Origin of the sequence: Enterobacter sp. Cy-643, assembly GCF_011752815.1 — a bacterium.
GTDB lineage: Bacteria > Pseudomonadota > Gammaproteobacteria > Enterobacterales > Enterobacteriaceae > Cedecea.
Genome location: NZ_VWWV01000001.1, coordinates 1,008,586 through 1,026,092, shown reverse-complemented (window position 1 = coordinate 1,026,092; position 17,507 = coordinate 1,008,586). Strand labels below are relative to the sequence as shown.

At 57.9% G+C, this 17,507-nt stretch carries 17 protein-coding genes; 3 read left to right on the top strand and 14 right to left on the bottom strand.

Features of this window, described 5'->3' with window-relative positions:
- Window positions 1-160: 160 nt before the first annotated feature.
- The 6 genes from F3J29_RS04780 to F3J29_RS04755 all read right to left on the bottom strand — a co-directional run bounded on the left by F3J29_RS04780 (window position 161) and on the right by F3J29_RS04755 (window position 6,067).
- On the bottom strand, window positions 161-562 hold the full coding sequence (locus tag F3J29_RS04780; protein WP_166863436.1) for a DUF6515 family protein: 402 nt from the start codon (window positions 560-562) through the stop codon (window positions 161-163).
- A gap of 205 nt (window positions 563-767) precedes the next feature.
- A complete protein-coding gene (locus F3J29_RS04775; protein ID WP_008454155.1) occupies window positions 768-1,403 on the bottom strand; it encodes a carbonic anhydrase in 636 nt (211 codons plus the stop codon).
- A gap of 156 nt (window positions 1,404-1,559) precedes the next feature.
- Window positions 1,560-2,144, bottom strand: coding sequence for a cycle-inhibiting factor (locus F3J29_RS04770; protein ID WP_166863434.1), 585 nt, complete (start codon window positions 2,142-2,144; stop codon window positions 1,560-1,562).
- A gap of 207 nt (window positions 2,145-2,351) precedes the next feature.
- Entirely contained in the window at window positions 2,352-3,812 is a 1,461-nt protein-coding gene (locus tag F3J29_RS04765) for a hypothetical protein (protein ID WP_166863432.1), read from the bottom strand.
- 87 nt (window positions 3,813-3,899) lie between these two features.
- Window positions 3,900-4,607 carry an SDR family oxidoreductase gene (locus F3J29_RS04760; protein WP_166863430.1) on the bottom strand — a complete coding sequence of 236 codons (708 nt, stop codon included), beginning with the start codon at window positions 4,605-4,607 and terminating at the stop codon, window positions 3,900-3,902.
- A 92-nt stretch (window positions 4,608-4,699) separates the two neighbouring features.
- Entirely contained in the window at window positions 4,700-6,067 is a 1,368-nt protein-coding gene (locus tag F3J29_RS04755) for a formimidoylglutamate deiminase (RefSeq protein WP_166863428.1), read from the bottom strand.
- A gap of 107 nt (window positions 6,068-6,174) precedes the next feature.
- On the opposite strand from F3J29_RS04755, the gene hutC reads away from it, so the two are divergent.
- Complete coding sequence (gene hutC, locus F3J29_RS04750; RefSeq protein ID WP_166863426.1) at window positions 6,175-6,936, top strand: histidine utilization transcriptional repressor HutC; 762 nt, start codon at window positions 6,175-6,177, stop codon at window positions 6,934-6,936.
- Window positions 6,933-7,487: a HutD/Ves family protein gene (locus tag F3J29_RS04745; protein WP_166863424.1), complete on the top strand. Its 555-nt coding sequence runs from the start codon at window positions 6,933-6,935 to the stop codon at window positions 7,485-7,487. Before hutC ends, F3J29_RS04745 begins: the two co-directional genes overlap by 4 nt.
- A 42-nt stretch (window positions 7,488-7,529) precedes the next feature.
- Here the strand turns inward: F3J29_RS04745 and F3J29_RS04740 are convergent, their stop codons facing one another.
- The 8 genes from F3J29_RS04740 to F3J29_RS04705 are packed head-to-tail and all read right to left on the bottom strand — an operon-like array spanning window position 7,530 to window position 15,292.
- A complete protein-coding gene (locus F3J29_RS04740; RefSeq protein WP_166863422.1) occupies window positions 7,530-8,291 on the bottom strand; it encodes an enoyl-CoA hydratase-related protein in 762 nt (253 codons plus the stop codon).
- Complete coding sequence (locus F3J29_RS04735; RefSeq protein WP_166863419.1) at window positions 8,284-9,177, bottom strand: 3-hydroxyacyl-CoA dehydrogenase family protein; 894 nt, start codon at window positions 9,175-9,177, stop codon at window positions 8,284-8,286. The genes F3J29_RS04740 and F3J29_RS04735 overlap by 8 nt, the downstream gene beginning before the upstream one ends.
- Before the next feature lie 16 nt (window positions 9,178-9,193).
- Window positions 9,194-10,390 (bottom strand): CaiB/BaiF CoA transferase family protein, encoded by a 1,197-nt coding sequence (locus F3J29_RS04730; protein WP_166863416.1) that lies wholly within the window; start codon window positions 10,388-10,390, stop codon window positions 9,194-9,196.
- A complete protein-coding gene (locus F3J29_RS04725; RefSeq protein ID WP_166863414.1) occupies window positions 10,383-11,942 on the bottom strand; it encodes an HAL/PAL/TAL family ammonia-lyase in 1,560 nt (519 codons plus the stop codon). The genes F3J29_RS04730 and F3J29_RS04725 overlap by 8 nt, the downstream gene beginning before the upstream one ends.
- A gap of 9 nt (window positions 11,943-11,951) precedes the next feature.
- Complete coding sequence (locus F3J29_RS04720; RefSeq protein WP_008454135.1) at window positions 11,952-12,836, bottom strand: ABC transporter substrate-binding protein; 885 nt, start codon at window positions 12,834-12,836, stop codon at window positions 11,952-11,954.
- Between the two features lie 33 nt (window positions 12,837-12,869).
- Window positions 12,870-13,550 (bottom strand): ABC transporter permease, encoded by a 681-nt coding sequence (locus F3J29_RS04715; RefSeq protein ID WP_039303879.1) that lies wholly within the window; start codon window positions 13,548-13,550, stop codon window positions 12,870-12,872.
- 3 nt (window positions 13,551-13,553) lie between these two features.
- Window positions 13,554-14,198, bottom strand: coding sequence for an ABC transporter permease (locus tag F3J29_RS04710; RefSeq protein ID WP_166863412.1), 645 nt, complete (start codon window positions 14,196-14,198; stop codon window positions 13,554-13,556).
- On the bottom strand, window positions 14,195-15,292 hold the full coding sequence (locus F3J29_RS04705; protein WP_166863410.1) for an ABC transporter ATP-binding protein: 1,098 nt from the start codon (window positions 15,290-15,292) through the stop codon (window positions 14,195-14,197). Before F3J29_RS04705 ends, F3J29_RS04710 begins: the two co-directional genes overlap by 4 nt.
- Before the next feature lie 495 nt (window positions 15,293-15,787).
- Between F3J29_RS04705 and hutU the strand changes: the two genes are divergently transcribed.
- Window positions 15,788-17,464 (top strand): urocanate hydratase, encoded by a 1,677-nt coding sequence (hutU, locus tag F3J29_RS04700; protein WP_166863408.1) that lies wholly within the window; start codon window positions 15,788-15,790, stop codon window positions 17,462-17,464.
- Window positions 17,465-17,507: the final 43 nt, after the last annotated feature.

Sequence of the window (17,507 nt, the reverse complement as noted above, 5' to 3'; positions counted from 1 at the left end):
AAACTGATGGTGAACAGGTGCAGGAAGGTCAGCCCGGCATGGATGGACTGGCGTTGAGCAAAAGTGGGAAATTAAGGCGTTAATGAATAGCAAAAGAAACCCACGCTGACGGTGGGTTTCTTATCTTGCTGCCTGCGATACAGGCCGAATAATATTGGAGCTACAGCCCGGCGGGGCGCGGAACTTCAATATAGTTCCCGTCGATATCTTTCTGGTAATAGCTCCCATTGCGCACGTAATAGCGCTTACCGTTGTAATCCAGCACGCTGACGCCAGAATTGATGCTGGACGGCGTCTCTACGCGAATGTATTCCGCGCCCTGACGCTGGTAATAAATCCCGTTGACCACGTAATAGGTCAGGCCGCCTACGATTATGGCCGTGGCAAGTCCCGGCAATACGGTCAAACGCGGTCCGCCATAGAAATAATGCGGCCCCGGATAATAATGCGGACCAGACCAGAACCCCGGGCCATGCCCGAACCAGGGGCCAGGGCGAGCCTGCGCCAGAGACGGCAAGGCAATCAGCGCAGACATTGCCAACACATACAGATACTTTTTCATCTCGAACTCTCCTGACCTGCGGCTGAACGCGAGCTTTGGCCCGCTTTATGTCGATTATAATCCCGCCGCCTCAGGCTTTTCCGTATAGGGAAAGTAAATCCGCGAAATCTCCACAATCCTGCTTCTGGCGTCTTTATTTATCCATAGATGTAAAAAATCCACGCAAAGCGTGGATTGTTTTATCTGCAAGAGCGCTGGCGAGAATTTATTCGAAACAAACGTCAGGGTTATCCGCCAGGGAAACAAAGGATTTGCTGTTTTTATCCAGGGTGCGAATTTCACCGCTTTCGATATCGTAAACCCAGCCGTGCAGGCGCAGGCCATTGTTACGCAGCCCTACCGCGACGGAAGGATGCGTTTTAATGTTGTTCAACTGGGCGATAACGTTTTCTTCTACCATGGCGTTGACCTTATCGGTCTCGTTGTTCCAGGTTTTCTTTTCCACGACCGCTTTTGCCGCATCGGCATAGTGCAGCCAGTGCGCAACGGCAGGCATCGGATCCAGGCACTGGCAGGAGGCAATAGCTTTCATCGCACCGCAGTTAGAGTGCCCGCAAATCACAATATCGGTTACGCCAAGGGCAACAACTGCGTACTCGATGGTTGCAGAAACGCCGCCCGGCTCCGGACCGAAAGAAGGCACGATATTGCCGGCATTACGAATAACGAAGAGCTGCCCCGGTTCCTGCTGTGTTACCAGCTCCGGCACCAGTCGGCTGTCGGAACAGGAAATAAAAAGCGCTTTAGGATTTTGGCTGGACGCCAGGCTGCGAAAGAGCTCTTTGCGCTGCGGGAAAATCTCTTTCTGGAAGTTAAGAAAGCCTTCGATGATATGTTGCATAGCACGTTCTCTTGTTCTGTAGTGACCCCGACATGATAGAGATCACATTGAGTTAGTCCAGCCCCGACTCGCCAAAAGTCCGCTTTTTCTCTGGCGACAAACCGGAATAAATCCACAGTAAACGTGGATTTATTCCCTGCTACCGACGGCAAATACTTAGCCGCATCGGGCTTTAATCGCCGAGACGTTTTTTTCCAGATTCGCCGGGTCGTATTCCGCCAGCTGAAAATTAACACCTTGATTCCTTTGTAGATCCAGACGCTCCGGGCGCAGCATGTTCGGGTTACTGTCGACGTCGAACAGCTTAGCAATATGCCCCGGATCGATTCGCCCGTGCGCCATGTTCATAAAATGCGTATTGATATCGTTCAGCGATACCGGCTGCGCAGCTTTCTTGCTCATCCAGTCGTCAAGACGCAGCGGGCGAGTCGCCCCTTCCCCTAAATCCGACTGATACAGAAACGCATCGCGCCTTGGCTTTGTGCTGGCCGGCAGATCAATCACGTAAGCATGGCCCATGCCTGCGTCATTCACGCGCAAAATAAAGTGTTTGTGGGCGGGTAAATTGGCAAGCTGTTGCTGAAGCTGGGGTAACGACATTGTTCGCCCGTGTTCAAAAGCGTAGCTGAAATGGTCGGTGTCGAGGAAAAGCTTCATCACGTTATTCGCCGTAACGCCGCAAACAGGCTCGTTAATGCGCTTGCTGCTGCCCAGCATCGCCTCAACTTCATGCTTAGGCATCCCCCACTCTCTGGCCGTATTTGAAATATTATCGTCTATCGCTTTGCGCCTGCAGGCGAGGATCGGACTGTGTAGGACGGAAAGTATTAAGGATGTTTCTCATCGGAGGGTATTCCACTCGTTGGGCAATTGAGGCTGAGTGGTAGCGCCGGCGCGCAGGTTCCCCGACAGCGGTAAAAAACCCACGCCGCAGCGTGGGTAGCGGGATTATTTCAGATTCAATGGATTGGTTGATTTCAGATTGACATTATCCGCCAGGAGATTGACCTTCTTCGTCTCTTCCTTATCAAACGGGGTGCGTTTCTCATCGGTCAAACGCGCCGCAACGTAAGTCTGAACATATTCGGCGCTATGGGTCGCGCGGCTGGTTTCCACGCTCGCCAGATTACCCTTTTTGAACGCCAGCGTTGTTTGGGTCGACGTTTCTTCACTCATCACATGATAAGTATAATTTTGTGAGGACTTCAGTCCCGTGAGATCCAATTTTCCGCCCGGGACCAGCGCCTCATGATAGCTGGCCTTGAGGCTCGCCTTCGTGCTCTGAGCCAGTTTGCTCAGGTCACCCCGGGTATCGGTGCTGCCCTGAGTCGTCTGGCTAAAGTCATAGGAAAAACTGTCTTTTTCCTCGGACTTGTAAGGGTTTGAGGCCACGTCCGACTGTTTAAAGGACGCGGTAAAATCAGCCATCCCGCTCAAGTAAGAGCGGGCTTTATCTTCTGCAGAAACAGTGATGCCTTGCTGTATCCCACTGGTTTTCGATTCGTTCGAGCCATAATCGCTGTTCAGCGCGTGGAAGGCGCTTTTAAACAGGGCAAGCTGGGCTTTGTTCGCATGGCCGCGAGATCCGGCTCCATCGAGCTGTTTCTCATAGGCGGAAAGCGCCTGGGCCTGCTGACTTTTGCTGCCCAATGTCCCCGCGTTACTGAGGTCGGTCGTCAGGTTAAACGTGGCGTCGCCGTCTTTATAACTGAGCGTGCGCTGGGCGCTGTCGCTCTGGAAGCTCAGAGACTGGATTGAGCTGCCGGCCTGGCTGACATCGGTGTTTAACTCAACGGACTTGAACAGCCTGCTATCAACGTTGAGCAGTCCGCCAATTTTTATCGCCGGTGGCTGCTGCGACAGGCCATCAAGCACGTTCTGGAAGCCATCCGCCAGGCCCGAGATTGCCGCCACGTCATCGTCGGTCAGATCGCCGCCGCTGGTCTGGACTTGCGCGACCAGGCCTTCAGACTGGCGGGATAACGAAATGCTGACCTTAACGCCGCTCTGTGTCTCGATATTCAGCGCGACCGCGCTGTCTTTGTCCTGCACAGCATCGCCATCTGCGGCGGCCGCAGGCGAGGCAACCGCCAGAGAGAAGCCTTTCGGATTATCTTTCAGCGCCAGCAGAAGCGCTTTACCCAGCCCCTGGAACGAGACAGAACCCGGTTGCGAAAGGGTTGCACCCATCAGCGCGGATAAACTGCTGTTGCCTGCGGGCGTATTCGCCCGAAGCTTTTGGGCACCGAACGAGTAAACGGCGCTGATGCTGTCGCTCGCTCCGCTGAGGGTAACGCGCGTTGAGGCCTGGATCGCCGGGGCGGGGGCCACCGGAGCTTTAACCTTTGCCGCAATATTTGCCCCCATCGAGGGAACAGAAACGCCAATGCTGCCAATCGGACCTGTCATTTAATTCATCCCATATTGTTGGTCTGCAAAAAATATCGGCCCCGGCGAGGTTAACTTGAGTGCAAAAGCACTCACGGACAAACGTGCCTACCGCAGCGTATAGCCGCCATCGCAATAGATAGTGCTGCCGGTAATATTATGATTATCCAGTAAAAAAAGTGCCGTTGCGGCCTGTTCATCTACGTGTCCTGGGCGGCCATTTAACGCCAGACTGTTCCAATATTGGTAGGTCGATTCACGCACTTCAGCCGGTCGACTGCGCCAAAGTTCGCTGTCGGTGGTGCCCGGCGACAGGCAGTTGACTCGCACCGGCTTCAGCTCTACCGCCAGGCCCCGCGCCAGTCCCTCAAGCGCCGCATTGCAGGCGGCATAGGCTGGTGCACCAATGGGACGGGCAGAAGCGGCACCGGACATCAGCACCACGGCAGAAGAAGCATGTAGATTAGGAAGCGCCTCATAGACGGCCCAATATTGTGACCAGAATTTAGCCTGAAACAGCGCTTCGGACGTGGCGGCATCGCCATTGCGGAAATCACCCGTTTGATAAGAGGCCGCCGGGGTAAACACCCCCGCCAGCGGCCCGGCATCCGAAAAGAATGCCCGGAGAGACAGGCGGTCGGTCACGTCCACCGTTTTACCTGCGGCATTTTTGCCAAGCTCAGCTAATGCCGCCCGCAGTTTTTCCCCCGATCGCCCGCCGATAAGTACGCTGTCTCCGCGAGACGTCAGCTTCCGGGCGAGCGCCAGCCCGATACCAGAGCTGCCGCCCAAAATAGCATAACGCGCATTGGCCATGATTTTCTCCTCGTGAACCTGCAGGCCAGCATTAAAACCCGAAAGCCAGGAGGCGGATAGCTCAATAGCGGATATGCATTTTCATCGGGCAACTAACGCGTTAGCTGTTTCAACACCTGCGCGAAGTCCGCTTTGATCTCTGCGTCTTTCTCATGCCGCCCTTCACGGATCACCCATTTCCCGCCGGTCATCACTGCTTTGATCGGGTTAGAAGAGCAGGCAAAAATCCAGCGGTTAAGCAGTTCGCTGTCTTTCGCCGTCGCCAGGAACGGATCGTCCCCGTCCAGCACCAGCCAGTCGGCTCTCGCCCCTGCTGCCAGCTCGCCGATGTTTTGCCCCAGCGCCATGCGCCCACCGCGCAGCGCCCCCTGATACAGCACGTTGCCGACGTAAGGCTCTGTCTCAAGGTGAAGCAAATTACGGCGGCGGTTATTCAGCCGCTGGCCGTATTCGAACCAGCGTAAATCCTCACTCACGCTGACGCTGATATGGCTGTCGGAGCCAATACCCCAGTTGCCGCCCTGCTGTAAAAACGCCTGTCCAGGGAAAATGCCGTCCCCGAGATTCGCTTCGGTTGTCAGGCACAATCCGGCAACTGCGCCAGAGTCAGCAATAAGCCGCGTTTCGCTTTCGGTAATGTGGGTGGCGTGAATCAGGCACCAGCGCTCATCGACGGGCATATTGTCATACAGCCACTCGACGGGACGCAGCCCAGACCAGGCGAGACAGTCCTCTACTTCTTTCCGCTGCTCGGAGATATGAATGTGAACCGGCTGAGGCAGCGGCTGACTGGCCAGCACAAGCCGCATTTGTTCCGGCGTTACGGCGCGCAGCGAATGGAAACACAGCCCGGCGCACTGCATCGGTTCCGGGGCAAGCGCCGTGGCAATGCTGTCGTAAAGCTTCAGGTAGCCGTCGGTATCGTTAATAAAGCGGCGCTGCCCCGACGAGGCAGGCTGCCCCCCGAAGCCGGAGTGCGTGTACAGCACCGGGAGCAGCGTCAGGCCAATACCCACATTTTTTGCAGCCTGAGCTACGCGCAGCGCCAGCTCCGCAGGCTGGGCGTAGGCTTTGCCGTCCACATCGTGATGCAGATAGTGAAATTCGGCCACCGAGGTATAGCCGGCTTTCAGCATTTCGATATACAGATAGCTGGCGATGGTCTCCAGCTGCTCCGGGGTGATTTTACCCACCAGGCGGTACATAAGATCGCGCCACGTCCAGAAGCTGTCTGCCGGATCCCCGACGACCTCCGTCAGCCCCGCCATCGCCCGCTGAAAAGCGTGCGAATGCAGATTCGGCATCCCGGGCACAACAGCGCCCTCCAGGCGGATATCGTTTTGATCCGGCACGCAGTCAGCTGCCACTGAAAGAATAACGCCCTCGGGCGAAACGCCCACTCTGACATTTTCCGCCCAGCCCTGCGGCAGAAGCGCTTTTGCCGCGAAATATACCGCCATATCAGCACCCCGGTTCGATGTTAATCAATTGTATATACATGCATGTATATATACATCCAAATAGGGGTAGAGTAAACTTTAAAGCATACCCGGGCGAGGAATGATGAATGGCACAAAACGACGTTTTTAAAGCAGCGGCAGAGACCGACAATCTGGACCAGCCGGCCCCTTTTTATGAAAGAGTCAAAATCATTATTAAGACCAACATTCATAGCGGGCTGTGGCCGGTAAACTATCGCGTGCCATCGGAAAGTGAACTGGTGAATCAGTTTGGCTACAGCCGCATGACCATCAACCGCGCCCTGCGCGAGCTGACCGCCGAAGGTCTGCTGGTACGTATGCAGGGTATCGGGACTTTCGTCGCCGAAGTGCGCGGGCAATCCGCGCTGCTGGAAATCAATAATATTGCCGACGAAATTGCCAGCCGCGGCCACCGCCATCACGCCCGCGTGCTGGAGCTAACCCAGGTATATGCCGACGCGCAGCAAGCGATGGCCTTCAATTTACCCAAAGGTAGCCGCCTGTTCCATTCGCTGATTTGCCACTACGAAAACGGCGTGCCGGTGATGCTGGAAGACCGCCTGGTGAACTCGCTGATCGTGCCGGATTACTTCCAGCAGGATTTCACCCGTATCACGCCCAACGCCTATCTCTCCTCCATCGCGCCCATCGTTGAGGGCGAGCATATTATTGAGGCGGTAAACGTGCCTCGCGAAGAGTGCGCTTACCTGGAAATCGACGAGCACACGCCTTGCCTGCAGGTCAATCGTCGCACCTGGACCGGCCGCCAGAACAAAAAAATCGTCACCAGCGTGCGCCTGGTTTACCCGGGTTCACGCTACCGCCTCGAAGGAAGCATGCACAAATGATCCAGCTTCTGCCCTACGAGCAGTGCCCGGAAATGCTCTGGAAAAACGGCCAGGGCGTGACGCGGGAAATTTATCGTTTCCCGGCGACGGATAACTACGCCTGGCGCATTTCGGTAGCGACCATCCGCCAGGACGGCCCCTTCTCTCTTTTTTCAGGCTATCTGCGCAATATCAGCGTGCTGGAAGGCGAAGGCATGTATCTCACCGTCGACGGCGAACAAAGCCCGCTTATTCCACCGTTCCAGGCCACGGATTTTAGCGGCGACAGCGAAGTCAGCTGTGCGATTGTCGGCGGGCCACTGCTGGACTTTAACGTCATCTATAAAGCAGAGAGCACGCGAGCCACGGTAAGCTGGCTGCGGGAAGGCACCTGGAAACACCCGCAGGGTACGCAGCTGCTATTTAATGCCGGTGGCGTTCTGGAAATTGAGGTCAACGGCGAACGTCAGGTTTTACAGCACTACGACAGCCTGCTGCTTAGCGCTCCGGCCACGGTCAGCGTGCTTTCCACAGCCTCTTCCCTTTTCGCTCGCGTCACCCTTTCGGCATAAAAAAACCGGCAGACTGGCTGCCGGTTTCAGCGTTATCTCACTTCATCGCCCCTTAAACTCTGGCGATTGCTTATTTTTAAACGCCGCCAGCCCCGCGGCCCGGTCTTCGCTGTCGGCGATTAACGCAGAGAGCGATCGCTCGTAGGCCACACCCGCGCTCAGCGGCATTTCGTAGCTGGCCGCCACGGCTTTTTTGATCATCATCGCGGCAAGCGGCGCGGCTTTTGCCACCTGAGTCGCCAGCGCTAAAGCCTGCTCTTCAAGCGAATCCGTCACGCGGCTGACAAGCCCGGCCTGCAGCGCTTCCTGCGCGTCAATTCTCCTGCCGCTTAACAGCATGTCCATCGCCAGCGATTTGCCCACGGCGCGCACCAGCCGCTGCGTCCCGCCCGCCCCGGGGATAATCCCGATGTGGCTCTCCGGCAGGCCGAAGACGGCGCTGGAATCGGCGATGATAATGTCGCACAGCAGCGCCAGCTCCAGGCCACCGCCCAGAGCGTAGCCAGACACGGCGGCAATCAGCGGCGTTTCAATGCTCGCCACCCGATCCCACTTCTCGCTGAACCCGCTGCGCCATAATGTTGTCGCTGAAGCAGCTGCCAGCGTGCCGGTATCCGCCCCGGCAGAAAACGCCCTGGGGGAGCCAAGCAGAACAATCGCTCTGACGTCCGGTCGCCCGTCCAGCTCGGTTAAGACGCCGAGCAGCTCATCAAGCATTTCAGCCGTGAGCGCGTTGTATTTCTGTGGGCGGTTGAGCGTCACCACCGCAACCGCGCCATCAACGTGAGAAAGGATCTCACTCATGCTTCTCTCCCCCGGTCAGCTGTCTGACAATGTCATCCCGGTGTCGCATTCCGGCGGCGGCGGTCTCTGCGGTCCACGCATAGAAGCCCTCCCCGCTTTTCGCGCCGAGTTTGCCGTCGGCCACTTTAGCTTTTAGCCACGCCGGGAGTTCACGGCTGTTATCCAGTGCGGGCAGTAAAATACCGGCCACTTTCTCTACCGTGTCCAGCCCGGCAAAATCCATTAGCTTCATTGGCCCCATCGCCGCCCAGCGGGGCGCCAGCGTACGCTGCACCGCCCGATCTACGTCCTCCACGGAGCCTATCCCGGCATCCACCAGGTAAAGTGCCTCGCGCAGCATCGCGTACTGCAGCCGGTTGATAATAAAGCCCGGAATATCCTGGTTAACAACGATCGTCTCTTTCCCCAGCTGCTGGCAGATGTCCCGCACGCGCTGGCAGATGTCATCCCCGGTCTGTGCCCCGCGCACAATCTCGATCATCGGCATGGTGTCCGCCGGGTTAAACCAGTGCATACCGATCAGCCGCTGCGGCTGGCTCAAGGCCGAGGCCAGCAGCGTAATAGACACGCTGGAAGTGTTCGTCGTGATAACGCAATGCTCACTCACCAGGCGCTCGACATCTCTCAGCACGCGCTGCTTGAGCGCCACGTCTTCGGCAACGTTCTCGGACACCAGGTCGGCGTCGCTCAGGCAAGCCTCAAAGGAGGTGGTGAACGCTACGGCTTCACCAGCGCCGAGCGATGCCACAATAATCCGCGCTTTATCGAGCGTCGGCTCAGAGCGCGACCACAGGCTAACGCGGTAGCCCGCTCGTGCCATCACCACGGCGATGCGCGCGCCCATCGTTCCGGCCCCGACCACCGCCACTTTCTTTATTTGCACCATTTTCGTTCTCCGCCGGTTAAATGACGCCCTGCGCCTTAAGCTGCGCCAGCGTGGCTTCGTCGATAGCCAGTAATTCTCGCAGCACGCTGGCCGTATGCTCACCCAGTGCAGGCGGCACCAGCGCGGGCTCTGCCTGCATGGCACTCATTTTTACCGGCTGCGGGACAATAGAGATTTTGCCTGCCGTCGGGTGCGTCACCTGCTTAACGAGGTCACGTTCTCTCGCGTACTCGCTGGTGAGAATCTGGTCAAGACGCAGCACGGCTGAGGCCGGGACGCCCGCGTGGTCCAGAATGGCCTGAGCATCGTTCACCGTTTTATCCGCCAGCCAGCGCTCAATTTCTTCCCGCAGCGGCCGCTGGTTCGCCAGCCGCAGCGGATCGGTGAGATACAGCGGATCGCTTGCCAGTTCGGGCCTGTTCATCGCCGAACAAAGCTGGCGAAAAAGCTTATCGTTAGCGACAGCAATCACGATATGGCCATCCTGAGCGGGATAGCTGTCCATCGGGGCGCTGATCGGATGCGCGTTGCCCAGCCGTCCGGCGGAAGGCTGCCCGCCAATCCACTGGGTCAGGGAAACCATTTGCATCGTCACCATCGTGTCGAGCATCGATACATCAAGGTGCTGCCCTTTGCCGTTAATCCCGCGCTGCAGCAGCGCCGCGAGCACGGCCCAGCTGCCGTATAACCCGGCGACAACATCCCCAATGGCATCCCCCACGCGGGTTGGCTCCCCTTCGGCCCAGCCGGTGACCTGCATAATGCCGCCGTAGGCCTGCACGATATGGTCATAGGCAGCTTTGTGTGCCATCGCCCCATTCTGCCCAAACCCGGAAATACTGGCGTAAACCAGCCGGGGATTAATGTCCTGCAGCGTCGAATAATCAATGCCGAGGCGTTTGGTTACGCCCGGACGGAAGTTCTCCACCAGCACATCGGCCTGTGCCACCAGTTGCTTCAGAATGGCTAACCCCTCAGGTGCCTTTAAATCCAGGGTAACGCTTTTTTTGCCGTGGTTAAGCTGCATGAAGTAGCTGCTCTCCCCGCCGATGTGCGGGGTAAAGCTGCGGGAGTCATCCCCGCTGCCCGGCATCTCAATCTTGATGACTTCCGCCCCGAGATCGTTCAGCAGCGAGGCGCACCAGGGACCGGCCAGCACGCGAGATAAATCAAGCACTCTGATGCCTTTCAGCGGCTGCAAAGCTTCACTCATGTTCTGACTCCTCGACCAGGGCAAGCAGCCGCTGGCTCAGCTCACCTTCAGCAATCAAATCGCGCACGGCATGCATATCCGGGTATAGCGCCGTGTCCGTCTCCCGGAACGGCACGCGGGCGCGCACCATGCTCAGCGTTAACTCCGCGCCAACCGAGGCGCGAAGCGGACGGTGAAACTCCAGCGCCTGGCTGGCGCACAACAGTTCGATGGCAACAATATCCACCGCGTTGCTCACCGCCAGCATGGCTTTTCGCGCCGAAGAAACGCCCATGCTGATATGGTCTTCCTGCCCGGCGCAGGTGGTGACGGTATGCACGCTCGACGGCGCGGCCAGGCTACGGTTATCCCCCGCCAGCGCGGCGGCCACGTAAGGCGGGATCATCATCCCGGAGTTCGCGCCGCTTCTGCCCACCAGGAACGCAGGCAGGCCGCTGAGATGCACGTTGGTAATACGATCCGATCGCGCCTGGGACGCCGTGCTGACCTGGGCAATGGCAACGGCCAGAGAATCCAGCGCCAGCGCCAGCGGCGCACCATGGCCGTTGCCGCCGGGCAGGATCGCCAGCGCGTCATTTTCGATAAGGAAGACCGGGTTATCGGTTACCGAATTGAGTTCGATAGTCACAATCTGGCGGCAATGGACGAGCTGGTCGCGCACCGCGCCGTGAATTTGGGGAATGCAGCGCAGGCTGAGCGCATCCTGCACCCGGTGATCGCGATAGCGGGCAAAGATCTCGCTGCCGCTCAGCAGACGGCGAAGAATCGCGGCGGTTTTCTGCTGCCCGTCGTGCGGACGCAGGGCGTGCAGGCGGGCATCATAGCCCCGGGTATTGCCTTTTAATGCTTCCAGGCACATACCGCCGGCCATGTCCGCCACCGGCAGCAGCCGCTCAAAATCATGCACGGCAAGGCACGCCAGGCCGGTGATTTCGTAGGTGCCGCTGATCAGCGCGTGGCCTTCGCGCGGGCCTGGCACTCGGGGAGCAATCCCCGCTTTTGCCAAAGCTTCGGCGGACGGCATAAGCTCGCCCTGATACCAGCACTGCCCCTCGCCAAACAGCGACAGCCCGATATGCGCCGTCGCAATTAAATAGCCGACCGAACCGCTGGCCGGTGACCATGGCGTCACCTGCCGGTTAAGCATTTCGGCCATGCGTGTCGCCAGTTCAGCACTGACGCCGCTGTAGCCCTGTAGCAGCGACTTCAGCATCACCGCCATCATGGCGCGCACTTCACGCCCGGACAAATCTGGCCCCATCCCGCAGGCGTGGCTGCGCAGCATATTGAGCTGCACGCTGGCGATCTGGTCGGCGGAAAGGCGCTCCGTCACCAGGTCGCCCACCCCGGTGGTCAGGCCGTAGATCACCTGCCCTTCATCTATTGCCCGTCTGATATAGCCGCTGACGTGGTCCATATTCGCCAGAGCTTCAGGAGCCAGTTCGACCGGCGCCCCGTCGGCAATGCGTACCAGCTCGTCAATGGTGGTTTGCGCCCTGCCTAAGGTCACGGTTTCATGGCAACGTGCGGTGGAGCCAGTTTGTCTTGTCATCGTTCGCCCTTACTTGCTCAGACCATGTTTAACCAGCCACTGATGCGCCACGTCATCAATGCTGGCAAATTCCGCAAGCTGCCCGTTCATGGCGATCAGATCCGCGGTGGTCAACTGAGCCGAGACTTTATTCAGCGTGCCCTCAATCGTCGGATTCAGCGTGGTAGTGGCCACAATCGGGACGATATTTTGCGCCGCAAACAGGTTTTTCGGATCGGCCAGCGCCACCAGATGGTCTTTCTGAATTTCCGGCGTGGTGGAGGTTAAATCCGCCGCCTGAATTTGGTTGTTCTTCAGCGCGGTCAGCGTCAGCGGGCCCGCCACATCCAGCACTTTGAAGCTTTTGAAGTTCAGGCCATACACTTCTTTCAGCCCCGGCACGCCTTCGTGACGCGTTTTCCATTCGGCCGGGCCGCCCAGAATCAACTCTGCCGCGTGAGGCTTCAGGTCTTCAATGGTCTTGAGGTTGTACTTATCCGCCGTTTTTTTGGTGACGGCGATAACGTCGCTGTTTTGCGCCACGGAGGTATTCAGCATTTTCACTTTGGCCGGCAGCTTCGCCGCCAGCGCGGTCGCCACTTCGTCAGAACTGTGCGCCGTGTTCTTGGCATCCAGGTAGCTCAGCAGCGCGCCGCTGTACTCCGGGATAACGTTAATGGAACCGTCCAGCAGAGCCGGAATGTAAACTTCGCGGCTGCCAATGTTGAGCTTCTTCTCCACCGGGATGTTCTGCGCTTCCAGCGCCCCGGCGTAAATCGTCGCCAGCAGCTGGTTTTCCGGGAAATCAGCCGAGCCAATAATTACCTTCTGCCCCGCATCTGCCGCCCACGCGGAGGAAACAACGGACAGCATCGCGGCACTCAACAGCGTCAAACAACGTTTCTTCATATTCATCGCTTTCACCTTGTGTCATTAACGGGCTCAACATCACTGGGTTTTGATACGTCGGGAAATGCCGTGGGACACCACGTACTTCACCGAAAGGGAAAAGAACACATCCACGAGCAGCGCCAGAATGGCAACCAGCACCGCGCCAGCGGTCATCTGGGCAAAATCGTTCGCCGCACGGCCATCGATAATCAAACGCCCCAGGCCGCCAAGAGAGACATAGGCCGCGATGGTAGCAGTAGAGATAATCTGCAGCGTGGCGCTGCGAATGCCGGACAGAATCAACGGCGTGGCGCAGGGTAACTCCACCTGAGTCAGCACCTGGAACGGCGTCAGGCCGATGCCTTTGGCGGCGTCGTGTACGCTGGGGTCAACGGAGCGAATCCCCGCATGCACGCCCAGCGCTATCGGCGGCAGGGCTAATACCACCAGCACGATGATGCACGGCAGAATAAAGGCCATGTCGGACTCGAAGTAGCCCGCCATCAGAATAACCAGCAGGATAATCAGGCCAAACGACGGCAGGGAGCGCAGCGCGTTGGTGGTGCCAATCAGCAGCGCTTCCCCTTTGCCGGTATGGCCGGTGTAACAGCCCACCGGAAACGCAATGGCTATCGCTATCGCCAGCGCCACCGCGCTGTAGCCGATATGCTGCGCCAGCAGCGGAAGAATACCGTCATCGCCATACCAGTGGCTGAGCGTAAAGAACCAGTCAGACATACTTTATCCCCTTGTTGGCTGCCAGCGGCTTAATGAGCGGGTGACGGCCACAACCACGCAGTCGAGCACGAAAGCCAGCCCGATACACAGCACGATGCCGGCAATAATCGGTGTCAGAAACTGCAGCTGAAACCCCTGGGTAAACAGCGACCCGAGCTGCGGGGCGCCGATCAGCGCGGCAACGGAAACAATACTGACGTTTGAGACCACGGCGACCCGCATCCCCGAGCCAATCACCGGCACCGCCAGCGGCAAATCAACCTGGAAAAACTGGTGCACCGGCCTGTAGCCGAGGGCAAAGGCGGACTGCCGGGTGTCGGTGGGCACCGAATCCAGCCCGTCGCATACGGTTCTGACCAGCAGCGCAAAGCTGTAAATCGTTAGCGCCACCACCACGTTGATCGGGTCGAGGATCTGCGTGCCGAGCAGCGGCGGCAGCAGCACAAACAGCGCCAGAGACGGGATGGTGTACAGCAGCCCGAACAGGTTAAGAATGACGCCCTTTACGCGCGGCATACTGCTCACCAGCCAGCCAGCAGGAATTGCCAGCAGCAGGCCAATCAGGATCGGCGTTACCGAAAGGTAGAGATGCCACAGCAGCAAATGGAAAATTTTGTCGCTCTGCGCCCACAGCCAGTCAAATCTCATACCGCCTCCCGCGCCATCGACTTACAGGCATCCAGGACATGATCCAGCCCCAGCGTCCCCAGCACTTCTGCCCGCTCGCCAATCACCACCGCCCGGTGGCACGGCGAACTGAGCGCGGAGTCAAGCATCTGGCGCAGCGTGCCGGTTTGCGGGAAAAAGGTAGCCCCCAGATTAATGTGCTCGGGCACCACGGCTTCAACCTGCTGATGCGTATCAAACCAGCCGCAGGCTTTGCCTTCGCGGGTGACCAGCAGCCAGCGCTGCACCGCAATATTGCGAGCCATATCGATCGGCGTGCCCACTTCGGCGGTCGGCTCCATCTGCATTGAGGCCAGCGGCCCCGAATTGTAGAAGCTCAGCTTGCGATAGCCGCGGTCGCGGCCAATAAAGTCGGCGACAAAATCACTCTGTGGGGCGTTAAGCAGTTCACCCGGGGATGCCATCTGCCCCAGCTTGCCGCCGGGCTTCAGGACCGCGACCAGATCGCCCAGCTTCATCGCCTCGTCAATATCGTGAGTCACCATAATGATGGTTTTACTCACTTCCTTTTGAATGCGGAGAAACTCTTCCTGCAGCTGGTCGCGCACCACCGGATCCACAGCGCTAAACGGTTCATCCATCAGCATGAACTCAGGGTCTGCGGCCAGGGCCCGGGCAACCCCTACGCGCTGCTGCTGGCCACCGGAAAGCTGCCACGGATAGCGTTTTGCCAGCTGCGGGGCCAGGCCGACGACGTCCAGAAGCTCCCCCGCTCGCGCACGGGCTTTGGCCTTAGGCATACCGTTAAGGATCGCGGTGGTAGCAATGTTGTCGAGGATGTTTCGATGCGGGAACAGGCCCGCATTCTGGATAACGTAGCCAATACGGCGGCGCAGCTGCACCACGTCCATGGCGGAGGTGGATTCGCCGTTAAGCAGAATGTCGCCGGAAGACGGCTCGATCAGCCGATTGATCATGCGCAGTGACGTTGTTTTCCCACAACCGGAAGGGCCTACCAGCACGGTGATCTTGCCGCCGGGTGCGGTGAGATTCAGTCCATCCACCACGACCGTGCCGTCGTCATAAAACTTGGTCACATTGTTGAAAGTAATCATCGCTACGCCTCATGGTCATCTGGCTGCCGAAGAAATGAACGGCTGCGTAAAAAAGCTATGTATAGCATTGTATGTACAATCTGCAAAGCCTGTGCCATAACAAATACGCAACATTAAAAAACAAACAATTTATTGTTTAAAAACAGATAAATAAGTCGTTTATTAAATTTTAAATGTGATCTAACCGTGATTTTTATCAGGATTAAACGGTGCCTTCCGGGGGATTTGCCAGCTGTCTGAACTGCTATTTTTGCCCCAAAAAGGATCAACCTCTTTGTAAAGAGCGCCAAAACGGTGCGCGCGCGGTCTAAAAACAAGCGATATATGATGTAACTATTCAACAATTCATATATAACTTACTAATTTAAAAGAATTATAAAATCAATCTCGCGCCTGGCATCAAATATGCTAATCATGTATATACAAGCAATCGAAAAAATGACATGGTATTTTTCGTGAGCACTTTCCCCGCTATCTCAAAACAAGGTGAACCCCATGAAGAGTGAGTTTTCTCGTTATCGTGATGTTGAAATCAGGGCGCCTCGCGGCACGAAGCTGAACGCTAAAAGCTGGCTGACGGAAGCCCCGCTGCGCATGCTGATGAATAACCTCGATCCGGATGTGGCTGAAAACCCGAAAGAACTGGTGGTTTACGGCGGCATTGGCCGGGCGGCGAGAAACTGGGAGTGCTACGACAAAATGGTCGAAGCGCTTAAAGCCCTGAATGAAGATGAAACCCTGCTGGTACAGTCCGGCAAGCCGGTTGGCGTCTTTAAAACCCACGCCAACGCCCCTCGCGTGCTGATTGCCAACTCTAACCTGGTGCCACACTGGGCTAACTGGGAACACTTCAATGAGCTGGACGCCAAAGGGCTGGCGATGTACGGGCAGATGACCGCCGGATCGTGGATCTACATCGGCAGCCAGGGCATTGTGCAGGGCACCTATGAAACCTTTGTGGAAGCAGGCCGCCAGCACTACAGCGGCTCACTAACCGGGCGCTGGGTGCTCACCGCGGGTCTCGGCGGCATGGGTGGCGCACAGCCTCTGGCCGCGACTCTCGCCGGGGCCTGTTCACTGAACATTGAATGCCAGCAGTCGCGTATCGATTTCCGCCTGCGCACCGGTTATGTGGACGAGCAGGCCAACGATCTGGACGACGCCCTCGCCCGCCTTAAACGCTACACCGGCGAAGGGAAAGCCGTTTCGATCGCCCTGCACGGTAATGCAGCAGAAATTCTGCCTGAACTGGTGAAGCGCGGCGTGCGCCCGGACATGGTCACCGACCAGACCAGCGCCCACGATCCGCTCAACGGCTACCTGCCCGTTGGCTGGAGCTGGGAAGAGTATCGCGAGCGCGCGGCCGTTGAGCCTGCGGTGGTCACTCAGGCGGCGAAAGCGTCCATGGCGGAACACGTGAAAGCGATGCTCGCCTTCCAGCAGCAGGGCATTCCTACCTTTGATTACGGTAACAACATCCGCCAGATGGCCAAAGAGATGGGCGTCAGTAACGCCTTTGATTTCCCGGGGTTTGTGCCGGCCTATATTCGCCCGCTGTTTTGCCGTGGGATCGGGCCTTTCCGCTGGGCGGCGCTGTCCGGTAGCCCGGAGGATATCTACCGCACCGACGCCAAAGTCAAAGAGCTGATCCCGGACGACAAGCACCTGCACCGCTGGCTGGACATGGCCAAAGAGCGCATTAGCTTCCAGGGCCTGCCGGCGCGTATCTGCTGGGTCGGCCTCGGCCAGCGCGCAAAACTGGGCCTGGCGTTTAACGAAATGGTCAGAAGCGGCGAGCTGTCCGCCCCGATCGTCATTGGCCGCGATCACCTTGATTCCGGCTCGGTGGCAAGCCCCAACCGCGAAACCGAATCGATGCAGGATGGCTCCGATGCCGTGTCCGACTGGCCACTGCTGAACGCCCTGCTGAACACGGCCAGCGGCGCGACCTGGGTTTCCCTGCACCACGGCGGCGGCGTCGGCATGGGCTTTTCACAGCACTCCGGCATGGTTATCGTCTGCGACGGTACCGACGAAGCGGCGGAGCGTATTGCCCGCGTGCTGAACAACGATCCGGCCACCGGCGTGATGCGTCACGCGGATGCGGGCTATGATATTGCTATTGAGTGCGCCAAAGAGCACGGCCTGAACCTGCCGATGCTGGCAAAGTAGTTCGTTCCCCCGGGGCGCGGCTCTCGTCGCGCCCGTCCTGATG

Bases quoted from the DNA above. Each gene is read 5' to 3' on its own strand.
- F3J29_RS04780 (WP_166863436.1), bottom strand. From the start codon at position 562: ATGAAAAAGTATCTGTATGTGTTGGCAATGTCTGCGCTGATTGCCTTG.
- F3J29_RS04775 (WP_008454155.1), bottom strand. From the start codon at position 1,403: ATGCAACATATCATCGAAGGCTTTCTTAACTTCCAGAAAGAGATTTTC.
- F3J29_RS04770 (WP_166863434.1), bottom strand. From the start codon at position 2,144: ATGCCTAAGCATGAAGTTGAGGCGATGCTGGGCAGCAGCAAGCGCATT.
- F3J29_RS04765 (WP_166863432.1), bottom strand. From the start codon at position 3,812: ATGACAGGTCCGATTGGCAGCATTGGCGTTTCTGTTCCCTCGATGGGG.
- F3J29_RS04760 (WP_166863430.1), bottom strand. From the start codon at position 4,607: ATGGCCAATGCGCGTTATGCTATTTTGGGCGGCAGCTCTGGTATCGGG.
- F3J29_RS04755 (WP_166863428.1), bottom strand. From the start codon at position 6,067: ATGGCGGTATATTTCGCGGCAAAAGCGCTTCTGCCGCAGGGCTGGGCG.
- hutC (WP_166863426.1), top strand. From the start codon at position 6,175: ATGGCACAAAACGACGTTTTTAAAGCAGCGGCAGAGACCGACAATCTG.
- F3J29_RS04745 (WP_166863424.1), top strand. From the start codon at position 6,933: ATGATCCAGCTTCTGCCCTACGAGCAGTGCCCGGAAATGCTCTGGAAA.
- F3J29_RS04740 (WP_166863422.1), bottom strand. From the start codon at position 8,291: ATGAGTGAGATCCTTTCTCACGTTGATGGCGCGGTTGCGGTGGTGACG.
- F3J29_RS04735 (WP_166863419.1), bottom strand. From the start codon at position 9,177: ATGGTGCAAATAAAGAAAGTGGCGGTGGTCGGGGCCGGAACGATGGGC.
- F3J29_RS04730 (WP_166863416.1), bottom strand. From the start codon at position 10,390: ATGAGTGAAGCTTTGCAGCCGCTGAAAGGCATCAGAGTGCTTGATTTA.
- F3J29_RS04725 (WP_166863414.1), bottom strand. From the start codon at position 11,942: ATGACAAGACAAACTGGCTCCACCGCACGTTGCCATGAAACCGTGACC.
- F3J29_RS04720 (WP_008454135.1), bottom strand. From the start codon at position 12,836: ATGAATATGAAGAAACGTTGTTTGACGCTGTTGAGTGCCGCGATGCTG.
- F3J29_RS04715 (WP_039303879.1), bottom strand. From the start codon at position 13,550: ATGTCTGACTGGTTCTTTACGCTCAGCCACTGGTATGGCGATGACGGT.
- F3J29_RS04710 (WP_166863412.1), bottom strand. From the start codon at position 14,198: ATGAGATTTGACTGGCTGTGGGCGCAGAGCGACAAAATTTTCCATTTG.
- F3J29_RS04705 (WP_166863410.1), bottom strand. From the start codon at position 15,292: ATGATTACTTTCAACAATGTGACCAAGTTTTATGACGACGGCACGGTC.
- hutU (WP_166863408.1), top strand. From the start codon at position 15,788: ATGAAGAGTGAGTTTTCTCGTTATCGTGATGTTGAAATCAGGGCGCCT.